The sequence below is a fragment of the Lysinibacillus sp. K60 genome (genome assembly GCF_019731275.1).
Taxonomy (GTDB): Bacteria; Bacillota; Bacilli; order Bacillales_A; family Planococcaceae; genus Lysinibacillus; species Lysinibacillus capsici.
This window is the reverse complement of the sequence record NZ_JAASJR010000014.1, coordinates 67,392-86,581: the sequence shown is the minus strand read 5'-3', so window position 1 is coordinate 86,581 and position 19,190 is coordinate 67,392. Positions and strand designations below refer to the sequence as shown.

Below are 19,190 nucleotides of genomic sequence, written 5' to 3'. Positions count from 1 at the left end.
GGATAGCGTGTTTGATATAGTACATGCTATCCTACTTTTAAGCAAATCAGTCACCTAAAAGGAGCGATGTAATGACGACTATAAAAGAAATTGGTAGCTTATGTGTGACGGATAGTGATGGATACATAATTAATCATGCAGATTGGAATAAAATCAACTCTATTTTTCTTGCTGTCATCAACGATGTGATTCATACCTATCGCACAATTCTCCAAGATGACTTACATAGCATTTATCTAAGGGGATCAATTCCAAAGGGTATAGGTATTGAAGGAGTAGCTGACTTAGACACCATAGCGGTTACGAAGCAAAAGCCTAAAAAACAGCAGGTAAAGCGAATAAAAGAAGTAGAACAAGCATTAACTCAAAACCATCATTGTGTAGATGGGATTGAGCTAAGTGTATTTGGCAAAGAAGCTATTTTAAATACGACATCTTTTTCAATCATTAGTTTCATCCTCCAAACCCATAGTATATGTGTGTTTGGAGAGGATTTAATACCTCGATTACCAAGATATAAGGTGGACGAGGCTTTAGCGAATGACCACCTTATTCATTTGCAGGGGCAAATAAAAAATGCCTGTGATGACCTTCAAGATAATGCGGATATAGAGGATATTAAAGATTGTTGCAAGTGGATTATGAAAATTATAGTAAGAGCAGGACTTGCACTTGTCATAACGAAGGAAAACACCTATACAAGGGATTTATACCCCGCCTATAAACGGTTCTCGGAATATTTCCCTGACAAGGAAAGCGACATGAGAAGGGCACTTGAATATGCAATAACGCCCATAATCGATACGAACGTTTTGTTGTTGTTTTTAAATGAATTTGGAACGTGGATGGTCAGTGAAGCGGATAAATGGTTACAACTCTATAACCCTACTAGAGAGTTAAACATGAAAATACGATAACTTCCGAGGCCGAGACAAATGGGAACGAAAAAGGTAATCACATATGTGTTGTGATTACCTTTTTCTGTTAATTGAAAATTCGTTTGAGCGTGAATTAAGTGCTCTTATCTTTCAAAAGGGTTGTCAATATAAGGGCCTTTAATGGTAATACGCATTAACTGGGTCGCCATAAATTTGGGGGTATAGGGCATATCATTTTCTAACCACCAGACAATTACTTCAAGAAAGGCGGCGGCATAAAAACGGACGGCCATTTCGCGGGGCACGGTCAGCTTTTGATCGTCAGGCTCCATCATTTGAATCCCGCTCGACACAAAATTGATAATAATGTCTTTAAGACCATCGGAGAAATAAGGGATATTTTTTTCCGTGAGATAGACCTTGTATAGCTTACTATTCAGCGCTATTTGTTCAAATAAATACATAAATGTCTCATGTGGCTGGTCATAATTTGGTAATAAATCAAAATCCCTCTTCTGTTCGAAGGGTGGATGGATACTACTTACAAGCTCATGCAAAGCTTCTTCTGAGCTTTGATAGAGAAGGTCTAATTTATCACGGTAATGTAAATAAAAAGTGGCACGGTTTAATGTAGCCCGTTGTGTAATATCTTGTACCGTAATCTTTTCATAGCCTTGTTCATCAATTAATGCCACTAGTGCATCTCTTAATAATTGGCGCGTTCTGATGACGCGAGGGTCCATTTTTTTCGACATTTTGAAGCTCCTTGTATTAAATTTTCTATTTAAACAACAGTCCGATTGCAAGTGTTGTGAAAGCGTCATGATGGGCTGTGGTGTTGTTTGCCCTTTTTCAATTGCGCGTTATAATCATATTAACGACACCGTGTCGATAATACAACTAGTTGTTAACGTGTTCACGAATTGTTCATTTATATAGAAGAAAGGGAGTTTTATGATGGGTCGTTTAAATGGGAAAGTAGCAATTATTACAGGAGCAGCAATGGGAATGGGCGCTTCTGAGGCAAAACTATTTGCACAAGAAGGCGCAAAGGTCATTGCAACAGATGTACAAATCGAGCCCTTGAATAATTTAGTAAAAGAAATTAAAGAAAATGGTGGGGACATTATTGGTCTTCAACATAATGTTACTTCTGAGGATGAGTGGAAAGCAGTGATTGCCGAGGCTGTAAAGGCATATGGCAAAGTGGATATCCTCGTCAACAATGCAGGGGTGTCATCACCAAAAACGATTGCTGACATGGAAATGGCTGAATGGAATAAAATTATGGATATTAACCTGAATGGCTGTATCATTGGCATGAAATATGTGATTCCTCAAATGCAAAAAGCTGGCGGTGGTTCAATTATCAATATTTCTTCGATCGGTGGAATCGTGGGAATGGCTGGTACAAGCCCTTATACAGCAGCAAAAGGTGCGCTTCGTGTGCTTTCTAAATCGGCTGCGATCGAGTATGGTAAAGATAAAATTCGTGTGAATTCTGTTCATCCAGGCATTATTGTAACACCAATGACAGCGCCTACGATGGAGGAGGGCGGTGCATTGCCATACTATCAAGCTTACACACAATTACCATACTTCGGTGAACCTGAAGATGTAGCTTATGGCGTAGTGTTCTTAGCATCAGACGAATCCCGCTTCATGACAGGCGCAGAGCTCGTAATCGACGGCGGCTGGACAGCCATTTAATCCAATAGCAGTATCAAAACTAGGCATCACTCGACGTGAGCCTAGTTTTTTTATGCAGATGAGGATGAATACCCGCGAATCGAGTGAAGATACACGCGGTAGAGAAATGAATACCCGCGAATCGAAGGGAAAAACACGCGGTAGAGAGGCAAATACCCGCGATTGATCAATAACCCCTCGATACGAGAGAGAACCCTCATAAATAAAAGAAAAAGCCTTGCTGAAGGAATCAACGATACATACAAAAATAGCACAAACATAGTGGATATTTGTGCATATCATAAATGGAGAAAGCGTTTTCTTCATTATATAGAAGAAAGTCAAAATGAGAAATTTCACGATTATGTCAACGTCACGAAAAAAAATTCACAAAAACCTTAACTATTTCATGTGAAATCCGTATAATAAATCAAACAGTACGAAAATTGTCCATATTTCTCGAAAAATTGCGTGAATTTTTTAAATTGTATTGACGTAGGAAACGATAATTTGTACACTGTGTACAGTCAATTGTTTTGTGGAGGAATACAATTAATTTGAAAAAGTTAGGATTTGATAGATATGATCGTGTGTAAATTTGGTGGAACATCTGTAGCAAGTGCAGAACAAATACAAAAAGTAGCAAACATTGTAAAATCTAATCCGGCGCGTAAGATTGTTGCCGTTTCAGCACCAGGGAAACGTTCTGGTGACGATATAAAAGTAACAGACCTATTAATACAATTAGCAAATGCAGCGTTACAACAAGAGAATACAGAGGAAAAATTGCAAACTGTTGTGGATCGTTTTAGAGCGATTGCTGATGGTTTGGGGCTAGATAATGCCATTTGTGACGTAATCGCAGAAGATTTACGTGAACGTGTACAAGGTGACAAAACAAATGTGGAATTATTCATCGATAGTATTAAAGCAGCAGGTGAAGATAATAACGCCAAGCTTATTGCAGCTTACTTTAATGCCATTGGTATGCCCGCACGCTATGTCAGTCCTAAAGAAGGTTTAGTGGTTAATGATTTACCAGAAAGAACCTTTGCATTACCTGAAGCGTATGCTAATTTAGCCCCTTTAAAAGACACAAAAGAAATTATTGTGTTCCCAGGGTTCTTCGGTTACACTAAAGCGGGCGTATTGCGAACATTTGACCGCGGTGGCTCTGATATTACAGGCTCCATTTTAGCAGCAGCCGTTGAAGCGGAGCTGTATGAAAACTTTACGGATGTGGATTGTGTGTTCTCCGCGAATCCGAAAGTCGTCAACGATCCAGTGGAAATTAAAGAAATTACGTATCGCGAAATGCGCGAATTATCATATGCAGGCTTTTCAGTGTTCCATGATGAAGCGTTAATGCCTGTCTACAAGATTGGGGTGCCCGTTAACATAAAAAATACAAATAATCCAACAGCCCCAGGTACACGTATTGTACCAAGCCGTCCTGCAACAGGTCGTCCAGTTACAGGGATTTCGGCAGACAGTGGCTTTTCAACTTTATATGTCTCTAAATATTTGATGAATCGTGAGGTAGGCTTTGGACGTAAGCTACTCCAAATTTTAGAAGATGAGAATATTTCTTATGAACACACACCATCTGGTTTAGACGATATTTCTGTCATCATGCGTTCGAATCAACTAACACCAGAAAATGAAGCACGCATTCTTAGTCGTGTGAAAGAAGAGCTACATGCAGAGTATGTAGAAATGCGTCACGGTTTTTCCATGATCGTGATTGTGGGCGAAGGGATGCGTCATAACACAGGATTAGCTGCCCGTGCTGCCACAGCGATTTCAAAAACTGGCGCAAATATTGAAATGATTAATCAAGGTTCTTCTGAAGTGAGCCTCGTGTTTGGTGTCCTTCAGGAATATGAAAACCGCATTTTACAAGCATTATATGAAGAGTTTTTTGCCCATGCAAAAGCATAATGACACAATCATCACTAATCCAAGTGTTTCTTGCTTGGATTAGTGTTTTCTTTTTGCTGAGAATACGGTAAAATCGAGGGCGTACATAGTTGGGAGGGTTATTTGTGAAAAATTTAACAATTGGTATGCTTTTTTCAATCATCGGGATACTTTTTGTCTGTTTAACGATTATGGATATTTTACCGTCATCGACAAAAACAATGAAAATTGTTTACATAGGCATTGGGTGGGTCTTTATTATCGTCGGCTCTGTTATCCGCTTTAAGAATCTCAAACAAAAGCAGCAATAACACTTTGAAAATGGAATTGTGACAATAGCCAAAGTTGTGATACAATTTCAAAGAAAATAAATAATTTGAGTATTATGAAGTTGTTATTCTGTACAAATGTTCAGAAGGTTCAAATTTTAATAAAGAATCGACCGTACAAATTCTTCTTTGTAAGAATTTGTTTTTTTATGTTCCGTCATAACTTTATCGCGAGGAGGCGATTGATTGCCTATACTTACTAAGGATTGCATTCATATTTTTGACGATTATGTTGCCCTTCAAACAGCTTCAGCCATGAAGGTTGTATCCTCAGCCATGCATAACCCAGGCTTTGGTCATTATACGCATCTGATGAATCGAACGGTGCCTATTACCTATGATGAACGACAGCCACATCAGGAATTGCTGCAGTTTTTGCAGGCACAGCACTTCCCGCATGACAATACAGTGGCTATGATGACGGCTGTCCAAGCCAAGTTTGCGACTATTCGTGACTTTACATATGAGGGAATCCACCTTGTCATTATGATTACCGCTGGGCTTGGCAATGCGGTGGATATTACCCGTGCTTTTCATCGAGAGGAGCAGTACCATGCAGGCACCATTAATACTTGGGTGCTGATTAATGGCAAGCTGTCTGATGAAGCACTTTTTCAGGCAATGATTTCAACTACAGAAGCCAAGGTCAAGGCTCTAGTAGATGAAGGTATTACAGATCCAACAACAGGCACACTAGCTACAGGTACATCTACTGATAGCTTACTTATTGCCTCGACAGAAGAAGGGGACTTCCATCAATATGCAGGTCCCATCACCATGCTTGGCAAGGTCATTGGCTATGGTGTTTATGACACAATGTGTGAGGCGGTTAGGAAATACAAAAAAGATAAAGAGGCGAGGTCTAAATGATTGCTATTGTGATTGCCTGCATCATAGGGCTAATTTTTGATTTAGTAGTAGGGGACCCTCCGAAGCTTCCTCATCCAGTACGCTGGATTGGACACTTGATTCAATCGCAAACAGCCTTATGGAATAATGGCAAATGGCGCAAGCTACGTGGCACGGTGATGGCACTTGCTGTTGTTGGCACGACCATGTTTGTGGTGACGCTGATTCTATTACTAAGCTATCAGGTGAGTATCATTTTCGGCATTCTTGTAGAGGGTCTTCTGATTGGTATCGGACTGGCACAGCGTAGCTTGAAGGAGGCGGCGATGGCTGTCTATGAGCCGCTTGTCAAAGGGGATTTTGCCGAAGCACGTGTTAAGCTGTCTTGGATTGTCGGACGTGATACCGATAAACTAGGTGAGGGTGAAATCGTGCGTGGTGTGGTAGAAACGGTTTCTGAGAATACAAGTGATGGTGTGACAGCTCCACTCTTTTATGCCTTTTTATTTGGGGCAATTGGTTTATGGGGCTATAAGGCTGTCAATACATTGGATTCGATGGTGGGCTATAAAAATGAAAAATATAAAGACTTTGGTATGTTTTCAGCCAAACTTGATGATGTACTGAATTTTATTCCAAGTCGCATTACAGGCTTACTGCTCGTGCTTGGTACGAAAAATGAAACAGATCGTTCGCTTGGCAAGCGCTTAAAGCGTTGGGTACAGGACGCTAAGAAGCATCCTAGTCCAAATAGTGGCTATTTAGAGGCAGCGACTGCAGTGCAGCTTGGTGTACAGCTAGGAGGGAAAAATACGTATCAGGGCGTTGTCTCTCATCGAGCAATTATGGGGGAAAAATTAGTGCCATTAACGAAAGAGCATATTGCAACGTCCATTATTCATATGCGTATTGCCACAGTGCTGTTTGCGCTTGTTATGTTAGCAGTGGAGGTGTTAATTTATGCAGTTACCTAATCACGGAGCAAATCCGCATAATGTTTATCAGCAATTAGGCTTAACGATGCCTGAGGTGGTGTATGATTTCAGCGAAAATGTCAATGCGGCAGGACCACCAGCCTTTGTAGAGGCACGTTGGCGTACTTTCTATCCACTAATTCAGCGCTATCCAGATCCAGATGGAGAACCTTTTTTAACAAAGGTCGCTGCTTTTCATCAAGTAGCGAAGAATACGATTTTACTAGGCAATGGGGCTTCAGAGCTTTTTAGTGTACTAGCAAGACGCTATGCCAATAAGCGTGTGATCATTGTGCATCCGACTTTTTCAGAGTATGAGCGAACATTGCGTGCAGCAGGTGCTACGATTGTTCCTATTGTCGTGACGGATTTTATCGATTACACATTGCCATTAGAGCAGCTACAGCAGGAAATGATGACAGCTGATGCTGTTTATCTTTGTACACCTAATAATCCGACTGGCGTACTGCCAAATAAGGAAGATTTACTCGCCTTAATGGCACACGGAGCAATCGTTAACTGTGAGCTTGTGATCGATGAGGCATTTATGGATTGGGTAGATGAGGCGCATTCGCTGATTCCGTTTAGTGCACAAAACCCACATGTTATTGTCGTTCGTTCGATGACTAAAATGTATGCGATCCCAGGTTTACGACTTGGGTATATGGTTGCACATGCTACTATTGTGGGCGCCTTAAAAGATATGCTGCCGCATTGGAATTTAAATGCCTTTGCGCTTGTAATTGGGGCAAGCTGTTTAGACGAGCAGCACTATTGTCAGCAGGCAATTACCTATGCCGCAGCACAAAGGGAATGGCTGCATCGTTACTTACAGGACAATGGCTGTCAAGTAACGAATAGTGTGACGAATTATGTGTGCTTCTCCTTACCGAAAACACAGCAAGCGGATGCCTTTTTCACCTATTGTCTTGCACAGGGTGTTGTGCTGCGTCACACAAAAAACTTTCAAGGTTTGCAGGGTGAGTGGTTCCGTATTGGCATCAAAGACATTGCAGCCATGACAGCTTTACATAATTGTCTACAAGCGTGGTTTAACGTAAGTAAGGGGAGAGAAAAGTGACAACTTTTTATCTAGTAAGACATGGGGAAACACAATGGAATCAGGGGCATCGACTACAGGGGTGGCTGGATTCTCCATTAACGGAAAACGGTAGAGCAGCGGCTGAAAAACTTCACAAGCAACTGCAACAGATTCCTTTTACCGCTGCTTATTGTAGTTCAAGTGGTCGTGCAAGAGAGACGATGGATATTTTGATGGCCAATCGCAAGCTGCCTATTGCCTATGAAGATGATTTACGGGAGATCTATTTAGGGAAATGGCAGGGGCAGACAATCGACGATATACTGGCGATACATAAGCTTGATTATGAGCTATATACGAACTACCCTGCGCAGTTTGTGGCGAGTCATACAGAAAGCTTTGGAGCCGTAACAGAAAGAGCGATGTTTACATTAAAAAAAATAGCAGCCCAACATCAGAATGAAACGATCCTCATTGTCTCCCACGCCGTAACGATTAAATGCATTATCAATGCTATTTTACAACGCAGCATTAGTGAGCTGTGGGCAGCCCCGTACATTCATGGGACAAGTGTGACAGTGATTGAACGGCAAGGTCAACAATGGCTTGTGAAGGATATTGGTAATCTACAGCATTTACAATAGGAGGTGTCCTACATGCCGCTTATTTTTATTACAGGTGGTGTACGTAGTGGTAAATCCCATTTTGCAGAGCAAGCAGCGCTTCAGTATTATGAGGCGCAGGCATGTACAGCGAAACGCTTGCTCTATTTGGCTTCGGGTATTGCCTTAGATCGTGAAATGGAAAAAAGAATCTTACGGCATCAGGCAGATCGCCAGGCACAGCCTATTCAGTGGCTGACGGTGGAGGCTCCCTATGCAATTTCAGAAGTATTTGAGACACTTCAGGAGGGAGATGTGGTGCTGTGGGATTGCGTGACAACGTGGCTGACCAATGCTTTTTACGAAGGCTATGACAAGGGGACACCCTGTTTACAACAGCCTGGGTGTTTAGCCAATAAGCTACAGACCGTCAAGCAAGCGATCTTGTCACTACTGAAGAAGGATTTGACTTTTTTTGTGGTATCCAATGAACTGTTTGATGAACCTCCTTATGCTAGTGATGAAGTAGAATTATACCGACGAACGCTCGGACAATTCCATCAATGGTTGGTTTCTATGGCACAAGAGGCCTACGAAATGAACTATGGCATTGTAAAGAGATGGAAATAATTAAGAAGGAAGGCAAGAGGATGAAAAATTTTTGGCATAGCCTCCTACTGGCATTTCAATTTTTTACGGTATTGCCAGTACATAAAGAGCTTCCGTTAACGAGGTCCACCATCACAGGCATGTTTGCTTGCTTACCATGGATAGGTGCTTTAATGGGAACAACGGTGGCAGCCGTGCTTTATAGTCTTATGCAGTGGACAGCAAGCAGTGAAGTGATGCTAGCTTTCACTGTGATAGGGCTATTTGCTTTATGGACAGGTGGTTTGCACTTAGACGGTTTTATTGATATGGGCGATGCCTATTTTTCCTATCGAGATCGAGAAAAACGATTGGAGATTTTAGATGACCCTCGTGTGGGAGCGTTCGGAGTATTGGCTGTGGTGTTTTTATTGATGGGGAAATTTGTTATTTTACATGAGCTTTTCGTGCAGCAGAGGTTCGCCTTGTGGATGGTACTATTCGTCCCTTTTCTAACAAGGGTGGGCATGAGCTTTTATTTTATGTCACTCCATTGCTCAAAGGAAAAAGGTCTTGCTTATTTTTTTAAGTCTCATATCAATGCTACTCGATTAAAAGCGATCATGCTGTTGTCGCTCATATTGGCAATGACGGTTGTTTTTATGAGCACGCAGTTTTTACTTCTTCCTGTTGTCTTAGTCGTCGTTTTAGCCATTGCCCTTTTTATTTTTCGACAATTTACGTTGCGTAATTTTGGTGGAGTATCTGGCGATTTACTGGGTGCCTCCATTGAAGGAATGGAGGTAGTGCTATGGGTGACATTGTTACTGTGTGCTTAATGCGGCATGCGCCTACAAAAGAGAATCTTGAAAAGCGTTATCTTGGTTGGACGGATACACCATTAGCAGATACAGCCAAGCTTGCTGTTGTGGATGCAAATGTTAAAAAGGTATATGGCAGTGATCTACAGCGCTGCCGACAAACGGCTGCTCATTATTTTCCCAATGCTAGCTACCAGGCAGAAGCATCCCTTCGAGAGACGAACTTTGGTGCATTCGAAGGGAAAACCTATGAGGAGCTAAAAATGGATGCTCACTATCGGGCATGGATAGATGATCCAATCCGTACACCCCCTCCACAGGGTGAGGCATTCGATGATTTTATGAAACGTGTTGTAGATGGATTTCATTATATACCGAAAAATGAGGATAGCTATTATTTAGTGGTTCATGGTGGGGTCATTCGTGCCTTACTCGTTGCGTTTGCGCCAACAGAACAGCCTTTTTGGTCCTATCAGGTGCCACATGATAAACAATTTGCTTTAACATTTACAAGAAAGGCTTGGGAGGAGGGAGCACGATGCATGTCTTTATCGGAGGTGCCTATAACGGCAAAACCGACTATGTGAGGCGCTTGTATGAACAGCAACAGATGGTTATGATTGCTGGTGAACTACCTGAGGTAGCGCCCGTCTGTGATGTTCTTGTCCTAAAGAACTTAGAAAAATGGCTTGTGACACAAAATTTGGAGGAAGATGAACAAATCGTACAAAAGGTGCTAGCAACCTTACAAGAGCTTGAGCAGCAATGTACACTCGCACTTATTGTGACGGATATGGGGCGTGGAGTTGTGCCAATGGAAAAACAAGCCCGACAGTTACGCGATACCTGTGGTCGTCTATACCAAGCTTTGTTCAAGGAAGCGAAGCAAGTTGTACGGATTTGGTATGGAATAGCTGAGCCATTGAAGTAAAGTAGACATTCAACAGAAAAGAGGGAATGAAATGGAACGACAAAAATTAAGAAAATTGGTTTTGACAGCAATGGTAGCGGCCATCTGTGCAGTAGGGGCAATGATTAAGGTTCCAACGTTTATTTCAACGGCTGCACTGGATTCGGCTCCTGCCTTTTTAGGTGTTGTCTTTCTATCTCCCATCTTAGCAGGGGTTGCTGGATTGATCGGGCATTTTATTACAGCATTAACATCTGGCTTCCCATTAGGACCATTACATATCATTATCGCGGTAGAAATGTTGATTGTCGTATGGGTATTTGGGGTGATGCATAAAAAAGGCATGCACTTTTGGAAATGGCCTGTTGCCTTAGTATTAAACGGGATTGTAGCGCCACTCCCATTCTACTTTATTATTAGTCCAGCATTTTTCTGGGGTGCTTTAGGCAGTATTCTGATAGCAACGGTGATCAATTTAATTATTGTCGCGGTAGTTATGCCCATTCTGTCAAAGGTTTTTGTGCGTAAGGAAGGTCGTGTACAGTGAGAAATGCGATGAAAGTTGGCACGTTCATTGCAACAATGGATAATGCCGCAGCTATTGGACAAAAACCGCAAGATGTAGTGTCAGCACCCGATCAACTGACGGCCTATATGACAGCACGTGTGACCTTTTTAGAACAGCTGGCGGCACAGGCATTACCTGTTCAAGTTCTACTTGCGAATTTTTCTGGAGATGCCGCATGGTCTCGCTATGAAAAAGGTATACAGCAAGTGTTTGCAGAGGCAGATCTTACATGTCCAGCCATTGCGGGGAGTACGGAATCCAATATGCCCACATTACAGTCAGGCTTAGCTGTTACAATGCTTGGAGAAATCCAGCAGCGTCGAGCATTTGATCACGATCAGCTTAGCTGGTACACCTATGGCCTGCCGCTTGTAGGCGAAGAGGTGTTGGCACAGCCTAAAGATGTGGCGCAGTTGCTGCCTATTTTCAAGGCATGGCAGGCAGAAATTGTTCAGCAAGTATGGCCAGTCGGATCAAGGGGGCTACAAGGAGAATTTTCCCGTCTGTTTGGGGAGCGACATGTGGAATGCGCCCTTGATGGTGCAAAATCAGCAGGCCCCTGTACCGTCATTTTGCTAGGAATTGCTGCAGACAATGAGTCACAGGCACAAAAAATTTTCCTGCGAAATTTTGAGAAACTACACATTTCTGAAAAGTGATGGGGCTTGTTTTGAGAAAATGATTGTTTCTTGGGACAGGTCCAGATAATCCAGAGCGAGTGTTATTTTACTTCGATATAATCCTTGCTCTGGGTGGTTCCTTACTTAATTAACAGGATGACGCTGAATCTAAAGTAGCTGGCTGTTGCTTGTAAAGGAAAATGCCCGCTCTGAAAGGTGAGGAAGTCGCTCCTAAGCAGGGTAAACCCGCTCCAAAGTATATGGAAACCGCTCTTAAGCAGGGGAACCCCGCTCCAAAGTATATGGAAACCGCTCTTAAGCAGGGGAACCCCGCTCCAAAGTGGAAGAAAGTCGCTCCAAAATGTGAGGAAGCCGCTCCTAAGCAGGGAAAAGCCGCTCCAAAATGTGAGGAAGCCGCTCCTAAGCAGGGAAAAGCCGCTCCAAAATGTGAGAACCCCGCTCAATAAAAGAGTCACCCCCTCCAAAAGCCGCTTCTTCTCACAAATCTCCCCCCAACCAGTCCAGTCCAGAATATTACGAGACCCGAAAAATTATTTATCAAATGGGAATGATTTTCAGTTATAATGAGGAACGAATGGGATTTAAATAGAACGGAGACGAATGTATGCAGGCAGTTAAACAATTAGGGCAATATTTGGGGCCTTATAAATTTTTCACGCTGATTGCACCGCTATTGATGGTGCTGGAGGTGACGATGGATTTAATTCAGCCGACCATCATGCAGCATATGATTGATACGGGGATTGCCAATGGAGATAATGGATACGTATTGACTATGTTTGTGTGGATGCTTGGCAGTGCAGTGCTCGGGCTTATTGGTGGGGTTGGTTGCTCGTATTATAGCTCGAAGGCGGCGATTCATTTTGCCTCGGATGTTCGTCAGGCTCTTTATGAGAAGATGATGACTTACTCAGCCAAGGAGCGAGATGCTTTTACAACGGGGAAGCTGATTACGATTTTAACGAGTGATGTGGAAAGTATTCAGCGTGCCTTTATGATGACGCTGCGTATTTTTGTGCGTGGGCCTTTGCTCTTTATCGGCGCAGTGATTATTGTGTTTGTCACAGCACGTGAGCTTTTTTCCATATTGCTCATTATCGTTCCATTGTTGGTTATAGCGATGTACTTTTTTACGAAGTATTCGGGTGTATTGTATCGTCGTGTTCAGGAGGCCATTGATGCCGTCAATACGAAGCTACAGGAAAATTTGGCGGGTATTCGTGTAGTTAAAGCCTTTCGCCGTGAAACACAGCAGGTTGCACAGTTTGGAGAATTAAATGAGGCGTTGACGAAACGTTTTATTACAGCTGAGCAAATTGTCGGCGTGCTTGTACCCTTTACGATGTTTGTTGTCAATCTAGGGATTGTAGCCGCGCTTTGGCTTGGAGCCATTAAGGTAGACGCGGGTACGCTTCAAGTGGGCGTTATTCTTGCATTTATCAACTATTTAACGATTATTTTAAATGGACTGATGTCCTCTAGTATGGTGCTGATGCAAATCGCGCGAGCCTTGCCTTCAGGAGAACGCATTGTGGACGTGTTAAACAAAGAGATTGCTGTTAAGGAAGCGGAACATACGCTGACAGATCCAATAAAAGGGGCCATTGACTTTGATCAGGTGAGCTATCGTTACTATGAAACAGCTGAGGATGTCCTCAAAAAGATTTCATTTTCGGTAAAACCAGGGCAAACGGTCGGTATTATTGGGAAAACAGGTAGTGGTAAATCGACGCTGGTGAAGCTATTACCTCGCTTATTTGATCCCTCTGGTGGCGAAATCCGCATAGACGGAAAACCGCTAACATCCTACTCACTCGCAACCCTACGTGAGCATATCGGATTTACCTCACAGAAAGCATTATTGTTTTCTGGGCCGATTGAAAAAAATATTCGTCTTGGTAAGGATGATGCCACAGCTGAGGACATACAGCAGGCATTAGAGGCCGCCTGTGCCAGTGAATTTGTAGAGCGACTTGATAAGGGCTCAGCGCATGAATTGTCACAGGGTGCTACGAATCTTTCGGGTGGACAGAAGCAGCGCCTTGCATTAAGTCGTGCGTTGATTCGAAAGCCTGCCATTTTGGTGCTGGATGATACAACGTCAGCGCTCGATAGTGCATCGGAACAACATGTGCAACGAGCTATTGCCACCTATTATCAAGACACTACGACCTTCATCGTAGCGTCGAAAATTGCCTCCATACAGCAGGCAGATGTTATTTTGGTACTAGAGGATGGCGACATTGTTGGGCAAGGAACCCATCAGCAGCTTCTACAATCAAATGCGCATTATCAAGCAATTTATGCGTCACAGCAAAAGGCTGGTGAACAAGGATGAGTCAAGGTCAATCAAAGCAAATGAATTTTGGACGTGGACCGCGTATGGGGGGACCAGCTGAGAAGGCGAAAAATCAAAGGGAGACATTGTCACGTGTATGGCACTATGTCAAGCAACAAAAAGTAGGGCTGTTTTTCTCTATCCTTTTTGTCATTGCCTCGACCTTTTTAAGCCTTGCAGGTCCCTATATGATCGGACATATTATTGATGATTACATTATGAAAAAAGATATTAATGGAACGATTCGTTTAGGTATTGTGTTAGCTGTTATTTTTACAGTGGCATCTATTCTGACATGGCTGCAAACCTATGTCATGATTCATGTGGCGATGAAAACCATTCGGACTTTGCGATTGGAACTATTTCAAAAGCTACAGACGCTGACATTACGTTTCTTTGATCAGCGGGCACTTGGGGATCTAATGAGCCGTGTGACCAACGATATTGATAATTTAAATACCGCACTTGCGCAAAGTGTTACGCAAATCGTGTCGTCCATTTTAACTGTAATTGGTGTCAGTATCGCCATGTTTACATTAAGCTGGCCATTGGCAATCGTGACATTGATTATTATTCCGCTGATCGTTTTCACAACCAAGCAAATCATTAAACGCAGCAGTAAAAATTATGCTGCACGGCAACGGGATCTTGGGAAGCTGAACGGCTATATTGAGGAAATGATTACAGGTTCGGAGGTACTTACGCTTTTTGGTAAGGAACAGCAAACGATTGATACGTTCCATCAGCAAAACGAAAATCTACGAAACTCCGCCCAACGAGCAGAAATTACCTCTGGCTTACTAGGTCCGATTAATAACTTTATGAATAATTTAGGCCTTGCTGTCGTCATCGGAACAGGTGCCTTTTTAGCAGTGAAGAGTATTGTTACAGTGGGGATTATTGCCGCCTTTGTGACCTATACTCGGCAATTTTTCCGTCCGCTTAATCAGCTATCTAATCTATTAAACACCTTCCAATCTGCTATTGCTGGGGCAGAGCGTGTTTTTGAGATACTAGATGAACCCTCTGAGGTAGCCGATAAGCCTAATGCCATCAAGACGGCATCGCTTAAGGGGGATGTTGTTTTTAAACAAGTATCATTTAGCTATGAGTCAAATAAGCCTGTGTTAAAAAACATTGACTTCCATGCCAAGGCAGGGGAGACATTTGCTCTAGTTGGCCCAACAGGCTCAGGCAAAACAACGATTATCAATTTATTAACACGTTTTTATGACGTCGATCAAGGTGAGATTTTGATTGATGGGCATAATATCGAGCACTATCAGATGGAGACGATTCGCCAAAGAGTTGGTGTGGTTTTACAGGACACCTATTTGTTCTCGGGAACGATTCGTGACAATATTCGCTTTGGTAAGCTAGATGCAACAGATGAAGAGGTTGTGGAAGCGGCAAAAATTGCGAATGCCCATCATTTTATTAAATATTTACCAGCTCAATACGAAACGCCCGTACAGGCAGGGGGAGCCAATTTAAGTCAGGGGCAGCGTCAGCTTATTGCGATCGCGCGTGCGATATTAGAGAATGCAGATATTTTAATTTTGGATGAAGCGACATCAAGCGTGGATACCCAAACAGAGGTGGATATTCAAAAAGGCTTACAGCATTTAATGCAGGGACGCACAAGCTTTGTCATTGCCCATCGACTCAAAACAATCGAAAATGCCGATCAAATCCTCGTGATTCAGCAGGGAGAAATTGTCGAGCAGGGCAATCATCAAGAGCTGATGCAGCAGCAGGGGATCTATCGTCATCTTCAACACAAACTATTGTTAGAGCAGGTAGAATAGGGAATAATAAAGGGACATCTTCCGGAAGGCGAGGGATTGACATGTATGAATTAAAGACCAAAGAAACCGATGTAAGTGTCATTGAATTTATTGAAAGTGTAGACCATCCAAAAAAGCGAGAAGACGCCTATCGATTATTGGACATCTTTACAGAGGTCACAGGCTATGAAGCCAAAATGTGGGGACCGAGCATTATAGGCTTTGGTAAATATCATTACAAATATCAAACAGGCCATGAAGGGGATGCCCCACTAGCTGCCTATTCCCCTCGCAAAGCGAAAATTAGCTTATATTTTGCCCCAGGGGATGAACGGGAGCAACTATTACAACAATTTGGTAAACATACAACAGGAAAGGCCTGTGTTTATATTAATAAGCTTGCTGATGTGAATGAAGACATCTTAAAAGCCCTTATTCAACAAACCATCGATTTTTTACGAAAAACCTATCCAGATGCTTAATCAAGAGAGCTGCCTATTAGTTAGGTAGCTTTTTTGTATGAAACTTATCTATTTTCTCCAAAAGTTTAGTAGAAATTTATTTTTACCGTGTATCCTTGCAAGTATCAACGAAAAGAGGAGATACGTATGAAAAAGAAAGCAAAGAAAATAATTGTCTATATGGGGGCATTGATTGTGCTCGGAATGGTGATCGTTTGTATATATCACTATAGCTTAATACAGAAGGAGTCAGCTATTTTACAACCTAACGGCACATTAAACAATGTAGATGGACAAAACATCCATGTTTATCAGGAGGGGGCTGGCGAGGATACCTATGTTTTTATGGCTGGCTCAGGTATCGCAGCGCCCGTATATGAGCTAAAAGGGCTGTATCGTAAGTTTTCACAGCATCATCAAATTGCGGTAGTGGATCGAGCTGGCTATGGCTATAGCGACGTAGCCCATGATGATAGAGGAATCGATACTATTGTAGCGCAAACACGACAGGCACTTCTGCAAAGTGGGCTTGAACCGCCCTATATTCTTGTGCCACATTCCATTTCTGGACTAGAGGCCATTTACTGGGCGCAAAAATACCCAGAGGAAGTAAAGAGCATCATCGCTCTGGACATTGGCTTACCTAGTCAATATGTAAAGCATAAAATGGGGTCGGTCGATCGTTGGATGGTAAGGGGAATGCATCTCGCTACTAAGCTGGGCTTACATCGACTTATGCCATCTCAGGTCTATAATCCGCAAATATTGAACATGTCCTTTTTAACAGCACAGGAAAAGGAAATCTATCAGGCATTGTCCTTTAAGCAATTTTTTAATGAGGATATGCAAAATGAGCTGTTACAGGTCTACGAAAATAGTTTACAATCAGAACAGCTCAAAAAGCCGCAAGACACGCCTATCTTACTGATTGATGCGATTGCGGAAGAAAATAAACATTCGAAATATACGAAGCAAAACCGACAGGATTATGCCGACTTTGCAAAGCAATTCACTAATGCACAGGTGAAGGAGGTCAGTGGGACACATAGTATTTATCTCTATCAGCCAGATGAAATCTATCAACTGGCAATGGAATTTATGAAAACAACGGGTGATGAGAAAGGTCGATAAGTATGAAAGGATTTAGAATCTTAATTATAGAAGACGATCACATGATTGGTGATCTACTGCAAAAAATAGTGAAGCGTGAGGGCTATGAGGCAATCTGGAAAACAGATGGCAAGGATATGATGGCGCTGATTCAGCAGGTGGATTTAGTCATAATGGATATTATGCTGTCAGGAGAGGATGGCTATCAATTAAGCAAAAATATTAAACGATTAGGCTTAAATATTCCAATCATTTTTCTATCAGCACGTAATGATATTGAAAGTAAGCTAGAGGGGTTGATGGTCGGAGAGGATTACCTGACAAAGCCATTTGATCCGCGAGAGCTGTTGCTAAGAATGCAAAAAATGCTAGCACAACAGTATGGTACATTTACGCAAATTCAGCATTTATTGATCGATGGGGAGCGCCGTCAAGTATTTCATCGTAGTATCCATGATGAAATCGCCCTGACAGCAATCGAGCGAAAAATTTTCTTTTATTTATTTGACAATCGAGACAGAGTGTTAACAAAGGAACACTTTTTCGATTATCTTTGGCCGCTCGATGAACGCAATCATAATATTTTGAATGTCCATATTAAAAAAATTCGAACAAAGCTACAGGACCCAGCAGGCACTATTGTGCAAAATATTTATGGAGAAGGGTATCGTTTAAATACCTATAATAAAAAATGACATTAAAAACAAAATACCGTACTTTATTATTTGTAGCCATTGGGAGTGTGCCGGTTGTACTATTAGGCATTAGTGTGGCCATGTCAATTTTGTATGACAAGGCCTTTAAAATGAAAAATGACGGTATTCCGTTTCATGAGTCCTATGCCTATCCTGTGATGCTGATTGCGTTTGTGCTAGCTTTCGGAATGCTCGCATGGCTATTTTCCACATCGATTCATTCTTTACTATCCAAAATTACACTACTTAATAAAACCATACGAGAACTAGCGAGTAATGAGCGAATACCTGACACGTTAACGATAAAAAGTGAGGATGAAATCGGGCAGCTTAGCCAATCTGTCAATCTCTTAATTGAGCGTACAACTTACCGAGAATTAGAGCTTGCCCAGCAGCAGGAGCTTCAAAAAGAGCTGCTACAAAAGTTGCGACATGACATCCATACGCCGTTAACGGCTATCCGCTTGCAGCTGTTTTATCTAGAGGATCAGCTACAGGGGCAGCCCAAATTGGTGGAATCCTTACATGCACAAATTCAATATATCACGAATTTAACAAATGCATTTCAGTTACAGTCCTTTGATACGAGTGAACAGTCCTATGTCATGCAGGAGGAGGTTCAACTTGTTCCATTGTTACAAATGATGATAAAGAAATGGCAGTATCTATATCGCATGCAGAATATTACGCTGCATTTTCAGCATGATGATTTACAAGCAACTTGGCTTAGCAATGAATTGTGGCTACAGCGTTTATTCGATAATGTCTTTCAAAATACATTAAAGCATGCCCAAGCATCCAAGCTAGAGGTGACGATTAAGGACGGGGAAGTTGTCATGTGTGATGATGGTATTGGCTTCACGCCTGAAGATGAGCATGGCGGACTTGGGCTTAAAATCATTCAGGATATTGCTAAAACACTAAACATCGAAGCTTCCTTACAATCAAACAAGAATGGCACGACCTTCTACTTTACACACCAATAAAA

Annotated in this window: 22 protein-coding genes; 20 read left to right on the top strand and 2 right to left on the bottom strand. The window is 42.1% G+C overall.

The window, feature by feature from the left end; genetic code table 11:
* Positions 1–71: 71 nt before the first annotated feature.
* Positions 72–917, top strand: a complete 846-nt coding sequence (locus HCH28_RS22140; RefSeq protein WP_221683119.1) for a nucleotidyltransferase — start codon at positions 72–74, stop codon at positions 915–917.
* A gap of 104 nt (positions 918–1,021) precedes the next feature.
* Here the strand turns inward: HCH28_RS22140 and HCH28_RS22135 are convergent, their stop codons facing one another.
* The gene (locus tag HCH28_RS22135) at positions 1,022–1,633 is read right to left on the bottom strand and encodes a TetR/AcrR family transcriptional regulator (RefSeq protein WP_221683118.1); all 612 of its coding nucleotides are present in this window, start codon (positions 1,631–1,633) and stop codon (positions 1,022–1,024) included.
* 202 nt (positions 1,634–1,835) lie between these two features.
* Here HCH28_RS22135 and HCH28_RS22130 point away from each other — a divergent pair, with 202 nt between their 5' ends.
* From HCH28_RS22130 to HCH28_RS22070, 13 genes are all read left to right on the top strand, one after another.
* The gene (locus HCH28_RS22130; RefSeq protein ID WP_221683117.1) at positions 1,836–2,588 is read left to right on the top strand and encodes a glucose 1-dehydrogenase; all 753 of its coding nucleotides are present in this window, start codon (positions 1,836–1,838) and stop codon (positions 2,586–2,588) included.
* Between the two features lie 561 nt (positions 2,589–3,149).
* The gene (locus tag HCH28_RS22125) at positions 3,150–4,508 is read left to right on the top strand and encodes an aspartate kinase (protein ID WP_221683116.1); all 1,359 of its coding nucleotides are present in this window, start codon (positions 3,150–3,152) and stop codon (positions 4,506–4,508) included.
* Positions 4,509–4,612: 104 nt separating this feature from the next.
* Positions 4,613–4,798: a hypothetical protein gene (locus tag HCH28_RS22120; protein WP_048390624.1), complete on the top strand. Its 186-nt coding sequence runs from the start codon at positions 4,613–4,615 to the stop codon at positions 4,796–4,798.
* 204 nt (positions 4,799–5,002) lie between these two features.
* Positions 5,003–5,686 (top strand): adenosylcobinamide amidohydrolase, encoded by a 684-nt coding sequence (locus tag HCH28_RS22115; protein WP_221683115.1) that lies wholly within the window; start codon positions 5,003–5,005, stop codon positions 5,684–5,686.
* Entirely contained in the window at positions 5,683–6,639 is a 957-nt protein-coding gene (gene cbiB, locus HCH28_RS22110) for an adenosylcobinamide-phosphate synthase CbiB (RefSeq protein WP_221683114.1), read from the top strand. The genes HCH28_RS22115 and cbiB overlap by 4 nt, the downstream gene beginning before the upstream one ends.
* On the top strand, positions 6,626–7,720 hold the full coding sequence (locus HCH28_RS22105; RefSeq protein WP_221683113.1) for a pyridoxal phosphate-dependent aminotransferase: 1,095 nt from the start codon (positions 6,626–6,628) through the stop codon (positions 7,718–7,720). The genes cbiB and HCH28_RS22105 overlap by 14 nt, the downstream gene beginning before the upstream one ends.
* Entirely contained in the window at positions 7,717–8,325 is a 609-nt protein-coding gene (locus tag HCH28_RS22100) for a histidine phosphatase family protein (protein ID WP_221683112.1), read from the top strand. The genes HCH28_RS22105 and HCH28_RS22100 overlap by 4 nt, the downstream gene beginning before the upstream one ends.
* Positions 8,326–8,337: 12 nt before the next feature.
* Positions 8,338–8,913, top strand: a complete 576-nt coding sequence (locus tag HCH28_RS22095; protein ID WP_221683111.1) for a bifunctional adenosylcobinamide kinase/adenosylcobinamide-phosphate guanylyltransferase — start codon at positions 8,338–8,340, stop codon at positions 8,911–8,913.
* A gap of 20 nt (positions 8,914–8,933) precedes the next feature.
* The gene (gene cobS / locus HCH28_RS22090) at positions 8,934–9,710 is read left to right on the top strand and encodes an adenosylcobinamide-GDP ribazoletransferase (RefSeq protein WP_221683110.1); all 777 of its coding nucleotides are present in this window, start codon (positions 8,934–8,936) and stop codon (positions 9,708–9,710) included.
* Positions 9,683–10,279, top strand: coding sequence for a histidine phosphatase family protein (locus tag HCH28_RS22085; protein WP_221683109.1), 597 nt, complete (start codon positions 9,683–9,685; stop codon positions 10,277–10,279). The genes cobS and HCH28_RS22085 overlap by 28 nt, the downstream gene beginning before the upstream one ends.
* Positions 10,231–10,623, top strand: a complete 393-nt coding sequence (locus HCH28_RS22080; RefSeq protein WP_221683108.1) for a bifunctional adenosylcobinamide kinase/adenosylcobinamide-phosphate guanylyltransferase — start codon at positions 10,231–10,233, stop codon at positions 10,621–10,623. Before HCH28_RS22085 ends, HCH28_RS22080 begins: the two co-directional genes overlap by 49 nt.
* Before the next feature lie 31 nt (positions 10,624–10,654).
* The gene (locus tag HCH28_RS22075) at positions 10,655–11,149 is read left to right on the top strand and encodes an ECF transporter S component (protein WP_221683107.1); all 495 of its coding nucleotides are present in this window, start codon (positions 10,655–10,657) and stop codon (positions 11,147–11,149) included.
* On the top strand, positions 11,146–11,829 hold the full coding sequence (locus HCH28_RS22070) for a hypothetical protein (RefSeq protein WP_263082450.1): 684 nt from the start codon (positions 11,146–11,148) through the stop codon (positions 11,827–11,829). The genes HCH28_RS22075 and HCH28_RS22070 overlap by 4 nt, the downstream gene beginning before the upstream one ends.
* A 101-nt stretch (positions 11,830–11,930) precedes the next feature.
* Here HCH28_RS22070 and HCH28_RS22065 read toward each other — a convergent pair whose 3' ends face one another.
* Entirely contained in the window at positions 11,931–12,254 is a 324-nt protein-coding gene (locus HCH28_RS22065; protein WP_221683106.1) for a hypothetical protein, read from the bottom strand.
* Between the two features lie 161 nt (positions 12,255–12,415).
* On the opposite strand from HCH28_RS22065, the gene HCH28_RS22060 reads away from it, so the two are divergent.
* From HCH28_RS22060 to HCH28_RS22035, 6 genes are all read left to right on the top strand, one after another.
* The gene (locus HCH28_RS22060; protein WP_221683105.1) at positions 12,416–14,149 is read left to right on the top strand and encodes an ABC transporter ATP-binding protein; all 1,734 of its coding nucleotides are present in this window, start codon (positions 12,416–12,418) and stop codon (positions 14,147–14,149) included.
* Positions 14,146–15,957 carry an ABC transporter ATP-binding protein gene (locus HCH28_RS22055; RefSeq protein WP_221683104.1) on the top strand — a complete coding sequence of 604 codons (1,812 nt, stop codon included), beginning with the start codon at positions 14,146–14,148 and terminating at the stop codon, positions 15,955–15,957. The genes HCH28_RS22060 and HCH28_RS22055 overlap by 4 nt, the downstream gene beginning before the upstream one ends.
* 41 nt (positions 15,958–15,998) lie before the next feature.
* On the top strand, positions 15,999–16,418 hold the full coding sequence (locus tag HCH28_RS22050) for a DUF1801 domain-containing protein (RefSeq protein WP_004228761.1): 420 nt from the start codon (positions 15,999–16,001) through the stop codon (positions 16,416–16,418).
* 126 nt (positions 16,419–16,544) lie between these two features.
* Positions 16,545–17,528, top strand: coding sequence for an alpha/beta hydrolase (locus HCH28_RS22045; protein ID WP_221683103.1), 984 nt, complete (start codon positions 16,545–16,547; stop codon positions 17,526–17,528).
* A 2-nt stretch (positions 17,529–17,530) separates the two neighbouring features.
* Positions 17,531–18,202 carry a response regulator transcription factor gene (locus tag HCH28_RS22040; RefSeq protein ID WP_221683102.1) on the top strand — a complete coding sequence of 224 codons (672 nt, stop codon included), beginning with the start codon at positions 17,531–17,533 and terminating at the stop codon, positions 18,200–18,202.
* On the top strand, positions 18,199–19,188 hold the full coding sequence (locus tag HCH28_RS22035; protein ID WP_221683101.1) for a sensor histidine kinase: 990 nt from the start codon (positions 18,199–18,201) through the stop codon (positions 19,186–19,188). Before HCH28_RS22040 ends, HCH28_RS22035 begins: the two co-directional genes overlap by 4 nt.
* Positions 19,189–19,190: the final 2 nt, after the last annotated feature.